The 12,372-nt window shown below is 62.3% G+C and carries 13 protein-coding genes; 8 read left to right on the top strand and 5 right to left on the bottom strand.

Translation table 11 applies throughout. From position 1 onward, the window contains the following. Nucleotides 1-116 precede the first annotated feature (116 nt). Complete coding sequence (locus tag ACIBJI_RS41350; RefSeq protein WP_397088610.1) at nt 117-419, bottom strand: LuxR C-terminal-related transcriptional regulator; 303 nt, start codon at nt 417-419, stop codon at nt 117-119. Between the two features lie 230 nt (nt 420-649). Between ACIBJI_RS41350 and ACIBJI_RS41345 the strand changes: the two genes are divergently transcribed. The 3 genes from ACIBJI_RS41345 to ACIBJI_RS41335 all read left to right on the top strand — a co-directional run bounded on the left by ACIBJI_RS41345 (nt 650) and on the right by ACIBJI_RS41335 (nt 5,347). Further along, the gene (locus ACIBJI_RS41345) at nt 650-808 is read left to right on the top strand and encodes a hypothetical protein (protein WP_397088608.1); all 159 of its coding nucleotides are present in this window, start codon (nt 650-652) and stop codon (nt 806-808) included. 273 nt (nt 809-1,081) lie between these two features. Then, entirely contained in the window at nt 1,082-2,755 is a 1,674-nt protein-coding gene (locus ACIBJI_RS41340; RefSeq protein WP_397088606.1) for an esterase/lipase family protein, read from the top strand. A 1,440-nt stretch (nt 2,756-4,195) separates the two neighbouring features. Further along, on the top strand, nt 4,196-5,347 hold the full coding sequence (locus tag ACIBJI_RS41335) for a hypothetical protein (protein ID WP_397088604.1): 1,152 nt from the start codon (nt 4,196-4,198) through the stop codon (nt 5,345-5,347). Between the two features lie 60 nt (nt 5,348-5,407). Here ACIBJI_RS41335 and ACIBJI_RS41330 read toward each other — a convergent pair whose 3' ends face one another. The 3 genes from ACIBJI_RS41330 to ACIBJI_RS41320 all read right to left on the bottom strand — a co-directional run bounded on the left by ACIBJI_RS41330 (nt 5,408) and on the right by ACIBJI_RS41320 (nt 8,009). Further along, nucleotides 5,408-5,578: a recombinase family protein gene (locus ACIBJI_RS41330; RefSeq protein WP_397088661.1), complete on the bottom strand. Its 171-nt coding sequence runs from the start codon at nt 5,576-5,578 to the stop codon at nt 5,408-5,410. 469 nt (nt 5,579-6,047) lie between these two features. Further along, nucleotides 6,048-7,490, bottom strand: coding sequence for a PIN-like domain-containing protein (locus tag ACIBJI_RS41325; protein ID WP_397088602.1), 1,443 nt, complete (start codon nt 7,488-7,490; stop codon nt 6,048-6,050). Nucleotides 7,491-7,697: 207 nt separating this feature from the next. Beyond that, nucleotides 7,698-8,009, bottom strand: a complete 312-nt coding sequence (locus ACIBJI_RS41320) for a hypothetical protein (protein WP_397088600.1) — start codon at nt 8,007-8,009, stop codon at nt 7,698-7,700. Between the two features lie 924 nt (nt 8,010-8,933). On the opposite strand from ACIBJI_RS41320, the gene ACIBJI_RS41315 reads away from it, so the two are divergent. The 3 genes from ACIBJI_RS41315 to ACIBJI_RS41305 all read left to right on the top strand — a co-directional run bounded on the left by ACIBJI_RS41315 (nt 8,934) and on the right by ACIBJI_RS41305 (nt 9,853). Next, complete coding sequence (locus ACIBJI_RS41315; RefSeq protein WP_397088598.1) at nt 8,934-9,170, top strand: hypothetical protein; 237 nt, start codon at nt 8,934-8,936, stop codon at nt 9,168-9,170. Beyond that, entirely contained in the window at nt 9,170-9,487 is a 318-nt protein-coding gene (locus ACIBJI_RS41310; RefSeq protein ID WP_397088596.1) for a hypothetical protein, read from the top strand. Before ACIBJI_RS41315 ends, ACIBJI_RS41310 begins: the two co-directional genes overlap by 1 nt. Nucleotides 9,488-9,601: 114 nt before the next feature. Next, nucleotides 9,602-9,853, top strand: a complete 252-nt coding sequence (locus ACIBJI_RS41305) for a hypothetical protein (protein ID WP_397088594.1) — start codon at nt 9,602-9,604, stop codon at nt 9,851-9,853. A 28-nt stretch (nt 9,854-9,881) separates the two neighbouring features. On the opposite strand, the gene ACIBJI_RS41300 is transcribed toward ACIBJI_RS41305, so the two are convergent. Continuing rightward, a complete protein-coding gene (locus ACIBJI_RS41300; protein ID WP_397088592.1) occupies nt 9,882-10,076 on the bottom strand; it encodes a cold-shock protein in 195 nt (64 codons plus the stop codon). A 334-nt stretch (nt 10,077-10,410) separates the two neighbouring features. On the opposite strand from ACIBJI_RS41300, the gene ACIBJI_RS41295 reads away from it, so the two are divergent. After that, nucleotides 10,411-11,205 (top strand): hypothetical protein, encoded by a 795-nt coding sequence (locus ACIBJI_RS41295; RefSeq protein WP_397088590.1) that lies wholly within the window; start codon nt 10,411-10,413, stop codon nt 11,203-11,205. Between the two features lie 661 nt (nt 11,206-11,866). Next, the gene (locus ACIBJI_RS41290) at nt 11,867-12,070 is read left to right on the top strand and encodes a cold-shock protein (RefSeq protein WP_397088588.1); all 204 of its coding nucleotides are present in this window, start codon (nt 11,867-11,869) and stop codon (nt 12,068-12,070) included. Nucleotides 12,071-12,372 lie beyond the last annotated feature (302 nt).

Raw genomic sequence — 12,372 nt, 5'->3', positions numbered from 1 at the left:
ACAGGTCGTACGGTTTGCGTTTCGCGAGTGTTCTCAATAGTGCCCGTGAGCTGTACGAATGCCTGAATCAAGATTCCCACGCCGTGCTTCACAGCGGTTTCGCCGGGTACGGCCAGCTACCGCCATCGTCGCACCCCGCAGCGGCCGGCTTGGCTGCTACTGGTCGGCTCGGTCATGAGACCGGCTCGCACCCCGATCACAGCCGCTTCGCTTCGCATGGAAACACCGAGTTTCTTCAGCACTCCGGCAACGTGGAACTTGACGGTGCTCTCGGCTACCCCGAGATGCTCCGCGATGGCCTTGTTGCATTTCCCCGCCGCCAGCAGGGTGAGCACTTCCCGCTCCCGACGATTCAAGGTCGTCAGTGCCGACAGCGCAAGGTCGGGAGCCGGCGGATCCAACGGAACCCCGATCGTCATGCGACTCCCCCACCCCTCGCCGGGCGCAGCAATGCGCCCGCCCTACCCGGCAGAAGCGCGCGACCTGAGAACGCACGCTTCAGCTGAAGCCAATTTGTGGCATCACGTGACACGAAGGTCTGGCAGGATCGTCCAATCGCGATCTAGATGCCCTGGAAGGTCTGGTCGGCGATCATGGAGCTGTTCAGCGTGAATGATGTCTCGAACGGCGAGCATCTGGAGTACTCGGCGTGACACCATCGCGCAGCGAGGCAGGCCGTCGGCTCGTCGCAGGTACCGACGTCGATCTGCCCGCAGAGTCCGACCGACTGCTCGCCGTCGATCTTCAGACCAGCCAGGTGTGGGAACAGGACCCCGATCGGTCCAAGAACGGAACACCGGCAAAATGATCGAATATCAAGGGCACGTTCGCGTTTCGAGCCGCGTCAATCGCGAACTTTGTGCCTGATCCACGATTCAACCAACGTTGGCAACAACGTGGCGAATTGAGGTAGTTCGGTACTCATGTGTGCGTCGACGGATGCGCATACGTTCGCAGGCATACCCACAGTGCAGTTCTTATTGGGAGTCGACATGGCCCAGAACATGCACCGTTGATCCAGGCGACACCCCGAGGGGATCGCTCAATGTCTTTGCGCATCCATACAGGTAGGTGAAAGCAAATGAACCGTCTTCCCATCATCTATATCCGCGGGTACGCCGGTGCCACGAGTGGCATTGACACCCAAGTTGATGACCCCTTCTACGGATTCAATGAGGGCGCTACCCATATTCGGGTCGGAGGGGGCGATGGAGACCCTATGTTCTATCAGTTCGAGGGGCCGATGCTTCGGCTGATGACCGACGAGAAATACGAGTTGCTCGTCCGAGGTGATCAACACGCCTACCTCGAGAACGCCAAGGACGGCAAGCTCGCTGCGGCGTCGATCTGGGTGTACAGGTTCTACGACCAGGCTGCGACGACCTTCGCCGCCCCACGGCACCAAAATCCCTTGCAGCGATTTCAGCGGCATTTCCGCGCCGATGGCTTCGATATCGAAGAGGCTGCCGAAGGACTCTATGATTTGATTGAGCTCGTCTTACGCAAGACTGAACCGCCCGAAGGGGCGGCAGAGTCTAAGAAGGTGATTTTAGTTGCACATTCCATGGGCGGATTGGTTGCTCGCTGCATGATGGAAAAAATCTGCCGGACACCCGATACAAGGAGCGGACCTCACGATGTGAAGTCGCGACGGCCGGCGAGTGAGATAGTCGACAAGTTCTTCACGTACGGGACGCCGCACGGCGGCATCGTCTTTCAGAGCAACGCATTGAACTGGTTCGAGGAGGTGGTCGGTCCAGCAGGTTCGGACATCTTCGCTCCGGAGAAGATGTACCGATATCTAACCACTGAAGGCAACGGTGATAGGCCGCCAGCGGGATGGGACCCACAGGAAATTCCAAAAAGCATCCTCAATTTGGATGATGTCTTCTGCCTCGTCGGTACAGACCCCAAAGACTATGGCCCCTCCAAAATGGTTGTCGGACCCAAAAGCGACGGGCTCGTGCGCATCGAAAATGCCTACGTTCGAGGGGCGCACCGGGCATTTGTCTATAAGTCACACTCCGGCCGGTACGGCGAGGTGAACTCCGAGGAGGGCTACCAGAATTTGCGACGCTTCCTGTTTGCAAAGTGGAAGGTTCAAATCGACTTCACGGGGTTGCCGACATATCAGGAACAATGGCCCACCTGGCAAGCCGACGTACGGCTGTCCGTCCGAGGCCTCCCCATCGTCATCAGCGAGCAACGAGCAGATCAGTACTGCCCCATCCAACTAAACGAAGAGTTGAAGCGAAACGGAGACAACAGCCTCGACACCCCCGACCGCCCAGTGCCGCTACTCACGACCTTTCTGTTCGACCCCGCCGACCTAAGATCACCCCAAGACGAGGAAGCCACAGCACCACACAGCGGGAGAGCCAGATACAGCATCACTCTGCGCGTAAAAAAGCTGACCGAGCGCTCACACGGTATCGACCTCAGGAACCACATGGAGCAAGTCTTCGATTGGGTGGACTCATTGATCGTTGACGTCGGCCCGCAGGCGTCCGGAAAGGGGCTGCAAGCATGGATGGCATGGAATGCCGACGTCGCGGGGCCGATCGACAGGTTCGACCCCATTACAGAAGGCCTAAGTAGAAGAAAAGACCGTAAGCCAGTCAAGCCTACCTACACCAATAACGGGCAATGGAAATGCCGGGTCGCACTACCGGATGTTGCACGGCAGCTGCCGATCTTCGGTGATACGGCAGCTCTCGACATAACGATCACGGACCGCGGCGTTGGTCGAGTCTAGGAAGGCGCGCAACCGGAATGTCGCAGTACCGGCTTGAAGCAGCAGCTAGCGAATATTTGTCAGCACCCCGACAGAGGAGCGATGGATGGATCCACTTACTATAGGCCTTCTATTGGTGACCTTCGCGAAGTCCTTCGCCGAGAAAGCAGGTTCCCGTGCGGCACCTAGTGTTCGATCAGTTTGGGACTAGCGCCGCAGAGGTGAACTCGCAAACGGTAGCGAATAGGCTAAGTAACGACCCAAGACTAGCGGATGAAGCAGCCGACGCGATCAATCACGACATATTGATGTATCCGGTGCAAGCAGAGTCAATGGGCAACCGGGATTGCTCCAATCCTTCCTCGGTATTAGTGCTTCGCAGGAAACCTTCGGGCCGGCCAACTCCGGTCTGACCGACGACGAGTGGCGACTGACCCTGCCGCACTTCGGATTACATCGAAACTACAATGGTGAATTTTCGCGACCACGGTCCGAACTCGACGCCAAACGACGCATGCTCAATGACATCCGGTTCAAGATGTCCCACGATGTCCATTGGGCGCAGGTGCCGGGCCGTTACGGCCCTCCTTTTTCGATCTACCAGGGCTATCGCTACTACCGGCGCTTGGATTGTTCGCCCGTCTGCACGAAGGGCTCCGCACGAACAACCAGGCACCCCGGATTGCGGAATGGCCGGAACAGACCATAAACGATGACTACCGGACGAAGCCAATGGTGCCGCCGGAGGGCGTTGCGTAATACTGTAGTTCCATCTGCATCAGCGCTCGTGGTATGCCGAAGACGTCAAACTCGTTGCCGCCGTGCCACTTCTCGGGCATGAGTTCAGGGCGACGCTTCGTTGTCGACGTTGCAGCCGGGTCCGCACCGCCGTCTACCCGTGGCCGACCCTTAACTTCAGGCGTCCCTCATGGGAGTACGCGATCCGGCATACCAGAACAAGGCATCTGAGTTTGTCTCAGGAGATTGCGGACGACATCAACGCGAGCGAGCCTGATTTAGCCCAAGTGGCAGACGGGTCCGCTTGGAATCGCGGCTTGCCTGGCGAGTCCAACGATGGCAGTTCGATCGTTGCGGGGTCTCCCGGGCTCCCCTGAGACTTGTCTATCGGCAGGGCCTCGGGATCCTGACCAGCGATCGCACGCCGATCAGCTCGGCATGCCTGTCGCTTTCCACCTTCGTGGCATAACTACCGCTGAGTCTCGGGTGACGATGGTGCGGTTGGCGCGCGAGATCTTCCAGGCGTGCGGGATGTGCAGTTCGGTCAGACGACCGGATGTTCCATGGGTCAGACTCGCCCCGTCGAACAGGACGGTTGGACGGCGATCATCGGAATGATGTCGAACCGGTCACCCGATACCGAATCCAGGTGATCTCGACCGCGCTGAGGCCATCGCTGACTCCATCACAGACCGCTACTGGCAGGCGAAGGGGCTAGCGTCGGTGGCCGGAGCGGTAGCCAGGGCCGGCGACCTCGACCGAGCGGCCGCATTGATCGCGCGCGCCGAGGCCATCGCCGACTCCATTACCAAGCTCGAGCTGCAGGCGTGGGATCTGGTGTCGGTGGCTGAAGCCGCAGCCAAACTCGGCGACTTCGACCGCGCCGAGACCATCGCCGACTCCATCACTGTGATCAAACAACAGGTGTGGGCCCTGGCGTCGGTGGCGGAAGTCCTAGCCAGGGCCGGTGATATCGATCGGGCGGGCGCGTTGATCGTCCGCGCTGAGGCCCTCGCCCGCTCCCTTACTCAGCCCTCTCATCAGGACCGCTACTACCAGCGGGCGAGAGCGCTGGAGTTGTCTGCCCAGGCAGCAGCGGAGGCTCTCGGCTTCGACCGCGCCGAAGCCGGGGCCAAGGCTGGCGACCTAGACCGCGCCGAAACCCTCGCCGACTCCCTCGCCGACTCCGAGCAGCAGGCGAGGGTGCTGGTGTCGATGGCTGAAGCTGTAGCTAGGGCCGATGATGTCGATCGAGCAGGCGCGTTGATCGTCCGCGCCGAAGCCATCGCCCACCCTATTCGCACCACTTGGTCCATTTACAACGGATCCGATCAAGCAAGACCCGTGCGGATCCTGGCGTTGGTGGCTGATGCCGCGGCCACAGTTGATCATATCGACCGAGCAGGCAACTTGATCGGGCATGCCGAGGCCATCGCCCACTCCATCACCGATGCCGACGAGCAGGCGAGTGCCCTGGTGTCGGTGGCTGATGCCATGGCCACAGTTAGTGATGTCGACCGAGCAGCCGCGTTGATCGTTCGTGCCGAGGCCATCGCCAACTCCATCGACAACCCCTACACACAGGCGCGGGTGCTGGTGTCGGTGGCTGAAGCCGCAGCCAAGATCGGCGACCTCAACCGAGCCGAAACCATCGCCCACTCCATTGACTTTCTCACCACCCCTAACGAGCACGTGCAAGCTTTGCTGGCAGTGACAGCACCTCAGGACCTGCGCCGCCGCGCGCATGCAGTGGCGCAAGCCTTGAGGATCGCTGACTGGCACCTCCCCATTCGACAACTGATCGCGATAGCACCCGACACCCCCACGGCCGTCATCGCCGAATTCGACGTCGTAACCAGATCTGATGCCCCGTGATGTCATCGCCCCGGACCCGGCTCCAGCGCCCACAACGGCGATGCGGTGCAGGCCAGCAAGTCACCCTGTGGCCTGCAGCGAGCGGCCGAGTCGATCCAGCGACGGCACCACAAGGGTGTCGCCGGGGCGCAGGTAGTCCAGGCACGCCCGCAGTTCTTCTCGCTCGGCGTTCTCGCCGGACTTCTTGTCGGTGAAGGTCCGCTGGCATCCAGCCGCGGTGAGGGCGGCGATCTGGCGGTCGAGCAGCTGGCCTTGGTCGACATTCGTCCGTAGCCGACGAGGGCGCCACCGCCGCCGATCGGATCAAACGCATCACCGTCGAGAGTCAGCGGTTCGGGGATGTCGAGCGCGCGGGTCTGGTCATGCCCGGGACTGTACGAGAAAGGTCCGACATTGATGAACACCACCGGAGATGGGCGCCACCACAGGTCAGCCGAACTCCCGGCGGCGCGTCACCCAACCCGGCCAACACCCATGGTCAACACACCAGGCGCTGAACTGGCCGACATCGTCCGCCGAGCGCGATATCGAGACGATCAGAGCACCGTCTCGAAACCTTGGTTACGAGACAAGGCAGGGGCCCGCTGTCGCTCGGCCACTTACTGAGCGCTACGACCGCGGCCGAGCGCGCCGCAGAGCTGGCGTCGGGTCCCTGCTGTGATCCTGCGACAAGTGCACGACAGATCCGCGCGACGCACTCTCACTCGGCGGGCTTCTCCTTCGCGGCGTGCTTCTTCTTGGGCCCGGGCTTCTTCGCTGCTGCACGCTTTGCGGCCGGCTCAGCTGACGTAGCCTTCTTTTGCGGTGTCGACGATGCCTTGGCCAGAGTCTTCGGTGCTCGACTAGAACGTGGAGTTGCTGCGGCCATTGCGTTGCGGATTTCCGCGGCGGGGTCGTAACCGGCGGCGAGCTTGCGGATTTCTGCGGTCGGGTCGTAACCGGCGGTGATCCTGCGGATTTCCGCGGCGGGGTCGTAACCGGCGGTGATCCTGCGGATTTCTGCGGTCGGGTCGTAACCGGCGGCGAGCTTGCGGATTTCCGCAGTCGGGTCGTAACCGGCGGTGATCCTGCGGATTTCCGCGGTCGGGTCGTAACCCGCAGCTATACCCCGGAGAGATGTGGTGACGTCGACGCCTGAGAATGCTTCGCGCATGCCCGCGAGAGCGGCACGGGTAATCGCTGTCTCCTGCTGTGATGCTGCGGCTGCCACATCGCTGACGCGGGCTGCCTCATCAACAGCCGCTTCGCTGATTTGAGCGGCGAGATACTCCTTCGCCAGGGCCAGGAAGGTCCGTACATCGATCAGATGGAAATCGCACCCGGCCGTCCGCTTCATCTCCCGTACCAACTCGACTCGAGGCATGGTGTACCCGCCGTCGCGGAACACCCAGTCCTCCTTCTTTTCATTGGTAACCAGCAGCACCGGCAACTTCCGTTCGGTTGCTTCGTTGATCGTCTGCTTCCACACCAAGAAGTCACCGATGGCGCGCTCATTCTTCTTGCTGTCGCAGTAGCCCGGGGGGACGTGTCCGGCCAGTCGTGTCTTGTGCTGGTTCTGGGCCGCGGAGGACTGCTTTTCGTCGAATGCGGTCCCAGTCTTCTCGTCGAACAGCTCGCAGATCTGTGTAAGGATCGGGTCCGAATCCGGGTGGGCGTCGGGGTCGATGGTGACCCCACCGACGGTTCCTTCGATCTCACGGATCACCGGTTCGAGGGCGGCGAGCACACCCTCGCGGACGGCAGCAGCGGTGTCTCCGTCGAGACCGTGACGCCGAGCATGGCCGGCAACGGCCGCCACCACGGCCTCGACCGGCTCTGCTACCTGCTCAGCGATCACGGCCCGAATGCCTTGACGCTCCCGTATAACAGTGGTCCGGCGGTCGTAGAATTCCTCACCGACCCGATTCGGGATCCAGAGCCGCTCACCTAGAAGCCCCAGAGCGTCGAAGTATTCCTCCCGGGTGGTGTCGGTGAACCGGTACAGGTCCAATACCGCGTTCGTGTCGAGCACGACGAGGCCCTCGGTCACGAAGCGTTGAAGGTCGTCGTCGGTCGGCGGATAGTAGCTCGCAAATTCAGTTCGGAATGTGGAACTCCCGACGGCGTTGTTCGAAGGCTTCTTGACGCGAGAGGCTTTCGTCATTCGGCCAAGCCTACGGCTCCGGCGCATGACCCCCAGCAGGAGAACAGCTTTCGTTCTTCGAACCTTCGTAGGGGCGTGCTGCCACACTGACGTAATGGGGAGCGCAGAGAACCTGATGTCAGCGAAACAGGCTCTTCGGGTTGCTGAGGATTACGTCCGGGACACGATCGAAATTATGAACGTGGGGCGTAGCGATCCCCACTTCGCTTACCGGGTGCGCAGCACCGAGCGGATGATCGACTCCACCTCCTCCGACAGCCGCTCACCACCCCGCCCGCCGGACGAAACCCCTGGTAGCAGATCCGATGCCTTCCCATCCCCAGCCCGCCACCGCGCCACCAGCGCGTACACCCGACGACGCGACATCCCCAACGCCTCCGCCGCCGCGTCCGCAGCCGCCACACCAACCCGATCCTGCTGCGCGAGCTTGCTGATCACCTCAGCCCGCCGCACCGCCACCCGCCACCGCGGCTCGGCCGCAGTCAACACTCCACAATCAGCCACCGGCTCATCAGCCATCAGGCAACCCTCACCGTCGTGAACACGAGTACGAGCGAAAAGCACCGTACTGCACACGAGTTCGAGACACGCCGACGTTCGAAGTCCTATTCACTCACCCTCGAGTCAGCAGGTCAGCGCTGACCACGACTTCGAACATCGACATCCCGGCTGTGGTTACCGCCGCCTCTCAGTGCGAGTCGTCGTCTCCGTACCCGCCGTACCTGTTCCCTCCGTACCCGCCCCCTCCGTACCCCTTCGGCCCCGGTGGTCCCGAAGGTCCGGCCGGGCCGGGCGGGCCGGGCGGGCCGGGCGGGCCGGGCGGGCCCTGCGGCCCAGCGGGTCCCGGCGATTCGTGCGTCCCCCGGTTCCCGTCTCTCCCCGGTGGGCCGGGAGGGCCGGGAGGGCCGTCCCGTCCCGGCGATTCGTGCGTCCCCCGGCTCCCGTCTCTCCCCGGCAGTCCCGGCGGGCCTTGTGGTCCGGGCGGCCCCGGCCTGCTCCCTCCACCCGAAGGCCCCTTCGGCCCAGGTCCGGATGGACCCCGACCGGCACCGTACCCGCCCCCGCCGTACCCGCCGTACCCGCCGTACCCGTCTTCCCCGTAGGGCGACGGCGACGGTGGGTACTCCTGCTCGTATTCCTTGTCATGCTGCCGCTGAGGGGCTGCTGCGTAGGAATTGAACTCAGCCGCCTGGGCGGGCGCACACAGCGCCGCCCCCATCACGCCGGCCACAGCGAAACCACCGACGACGACGCGGTAGATCATGGTGAGCCTCTCTCATCGAGAAAGCGAAACGACCGATCAACCGGCACAGCGTAAAAGCGAACTACCACCCACATCGGCAGCCTCGAACCCCCGGCGAGTCCTAGTAGCTCGTGATCAAGGCGGCGGCCGTTATCGGCTTCCGCCGACCGGTTACCGCTGTCGGCGGTACACTCGGCGGTATGGCTGGACGGAAGACATCGGTGAGTTTCGACGAAGAGACTCTGGAGATTCTCGCGCGCCGCGCCGAGGAGGACGGCCTGGACCGCTCGGCCTACCTCGCGCGGCTGGTGCGCCGCGACGATCATCGCCGTCGCCTGGCCGCCGACAGCGCCACGCTGAATGCCGCCGGGCACACCCCGGACCGTGCCAGCGCGGTGACCGCTGCCCTGATCGCGCAGCGCCGTACGGCCAGCTGATGGCGCTTCCCCGATTCGGCGAGGTCTGGAACGCCCCGTCGGGCTCGGTGCTGCCCGGCGGTATGCTGTGCCTGATCGTGAGTTCCGATGACTACAACCGCATCCGACGCCAGTTCATCATCGTCGAGGTTGTCTCCGACCCGCTGTCCGGCGACGCGATCATCTGCGACCTCGGCCCGGTCGGTGTAGCGCTCACCGGGGCACCGTTCACGGTCGGACCCGGCTGGTTCACCGGCGCCGAGGAGCCGATCGCGGTTGTCGACGAGCAGATGGCGCGCCGCGCCGCCGACCAGATCCGGGCAATCCTGGGGCCGTGACCAGCGCAGTGTCCGGTTTTCGACACGAAAATGTTCTCCGGACTACTGAGTTGTCGTCATCGAGATCGCCCGTTCGTGCGGGCTTCAGGAATGCGGTCCCGCAGAATTGAATTCGTGAGTGATACCGCGGCCAACGATGAGCGCGTGATCCTGGAACAGACGCGTGCAGCACAGGTCGCACACGCGGCAGGTGACCACGACACCGCCCACGCGCTCCATGCCGGCCTGGTCACCCGCTACGGGCTGACGGCCATCGCCGACGTGATGCACCAGCGTGATATCCGCGAACGGCTCGGGATCGAGGTCGAGCTGCTGCGGACATTCGGGCCGACCGCTCTGTACGGACGCGCAGATCCTGCGTCGTAGACTGCCCTGCCCCAGGTCGCTGTGGGTCCTATAACGGCTTGATGTTGGTGGCTTGCAGGCCCTTGGGGCCATGCCTGACGTCGAACTCGACCTTCTCGTTCTCTTTCAGCGTTTTTAATCCATTGATCCGGATCTCGTTGAAAGAAGCGAACAGGTCCTCACCACCACCGTCAGGTGGTCGGAAATCACCGCACCACAAGCGCGCGGACCATCCAGAAACCAAATCGGTGGAATCAGGCTGAAATCAGAACCCGAACTTACTGACTCCAAGTAGAGTAAAGCCGACCGAATTAGAGATAGTCCCGGCCAGCATGATCACACTTGGCTAGGCGGCATTGCAGCAGGACCTTTCCATCTGCCGTGGCTACGGCGCGCTCGACCTCAACAACTATTTCCCTACGCCAGCACGATGCTCGCGTAGGGTCGCCAGGGCGCGAATGCCCGGGTCGGCAGCACGGACAGCTACATCGTTTCGCCACCTTGCCTGGAACAGCTGAGTCCTTCAAACGTCGTCTCATCTCGCTGTGTAGCACCTCACCCGCAGACAAGGAGTAGTCATGACCGAGATCAGTCAATCCCAGCTGCGCCGAGAGGCCGTGGAGATCACGCTGTGGCAGACGCCTTCCCACAAGCCGGACGCCGCCACGATGTCCGAGCTTTCGCAGTTCGACTCTGAGAGAGACGAACTGGCGGTGGGCAACATAGCGGTGGAAGACGGCAGCTCGCTGCCCGACCTGGGGGCTCTGAGGGAATTCAGCACGTGGGAGTCCGTCGCCGCCACCCTCATGCGCAAGGCCGCGAGCCTCAGCGGTTTCAACCCGGAGAGCACGGCCTTCGACCCGGTCGCTTGGAACAACTACATCTATAAGTTTTCCACGATTCCGGCTTTCTCAGGCTACCGAAATGACATCCGCTCTACGTTCATCTCCCCGCTGTCCCTGGAGAAGGGCGTCGACGCGGTGGAGGACCTGGCCCAGAGCTTCATGACTCCGGAGAACTTCAACGCCGTCATGGAGACCATCAAGAAAATAGGCCAGCTGGCGCTCGAGAACCAAGGGGAGGCAGAGAAACAAAGCCACCAGCAGGTCGGGCTCCTGTCGCGCAATCGCGGCAATCTCTACCTCGGCGTCGTCCGGACCGAGGTGACGATGATGTACAAGGCAGGCAAAGGGTACGAGCAACTGCAGCAGGACCTCTCCATCTCCTGCGGCTACGGCGTGCTCGACTTCGACAATTGCATTCGCAACGCCAGCATGCTGCTCCAGTGGGATCCCGTGGACATGACTGAGTGGGAGAGCGGGACGGCCAGCGCCTCGTACTCCCCCAACCAATGCCCCGCCTGGAACCAGTAGTCGGTTCAAGACCCTTTCTACAATCCACCGGACTCGGCCCGTGGGGTCCAAGTCCGTCAGATCTGGCGGTAAGCCCTACCGCACATAGTTTCCGGAGTCGTCACACCCCGGGAAGGGTCGTTTCCCCAGGTCGGCATAAGAGCAACCGCACATAGTCGAAACCTATGCGCGGTAACCGCTTAGCGCCGGTTTTCGCAGAAATGGGCTGGCCGCCGGAAAACCTGCTGTTCAGGACGTTGCTGATCACGCTAGCGCCGAATCCGGCGGACTTGGACCCCACGGGCCCACACCGTCGTCACGAGTCGGACGCGTAGAGAGTCATTCTGGGCCAGCGTGGTACCGGTCCTGTATCGGCTGCCTGTCCGGACTGCGACAATGTGTCAGATCGAGTGCCGGTATCTGCGGCAGCTGACCGACCTGGGCATCGGGGCGGGCAGTGTGTATCCGTTTGCATACCAGAAGAGTCCCGTGACGGGCACGACGCACTCGAATTCCTTTACTGCCGAGGCGATCACGCCACCGCGCCCGCCGACCATGTCGAGTCCGCGGTCTACGAGCCCGGACGTGCGGATTCTGCGGTTCATGGCATAGTTGCCTATCGAGACCGGGCGTATCGAAGTGATCTGCACGGCTCACCTACAGAAAAGAAGTTGTAAATAACATGGCTCAAGGCAGTGTGAAGTGGTTCAACGGTGAAAAAGGCTTCGGCTTTATCGCTCAAGACGGAGGCGGCCCTGACGTTTTCGTGCATTACTCGGCTATCGGCGGGGCGGGTTTCAAGTCCCTCGAAGAGGGCCAGCGCGTGGAGTTCGAGGTAGGCCAGGGCCAGAAGGGTCCGCAGGCGCAGGACGTCCGCACTATTTGATCAGCGTGACTTGGTAGAGGCTCCGTACCGTTGAGGTGCGGAGCCTTTTCTCGTTCGTGTGGCGGCGGCCGACTCCGGGATTGGTTCGGAAGTGACAGTTGGGCTACTCCGCTAGAGCGGAAGCCCGCATGAGAGCGGCGCACAACGCCCGATGTGCGCTCACCGTCGCCTCCGACCCAGCCCCCGCTGCCGCCGCCGACCGGGGTCTCCCGCACCAGAGCGGGCAGCATCTGGGTGAGCCTGGCCGCTGGCGGCGCATTCCTGATCGTGCTCCTGATTTTCGTAGTTCAGAACACGACCAG

Origin of the sequence: Nocardia sp. NPDC050408 (genome assembly GCF_044458905.1) — a bacterium.
In the GTDB taxonomy this organism is placed as follows: domain Bacteria; phylum Actinomycetota; class Actinomycetes; order Mycobacteriales; family Mycobacteriaceae; genus Nocardia.
This window is presented reverse-complemented; position numbering and strand designations above follow the sequence as displayed.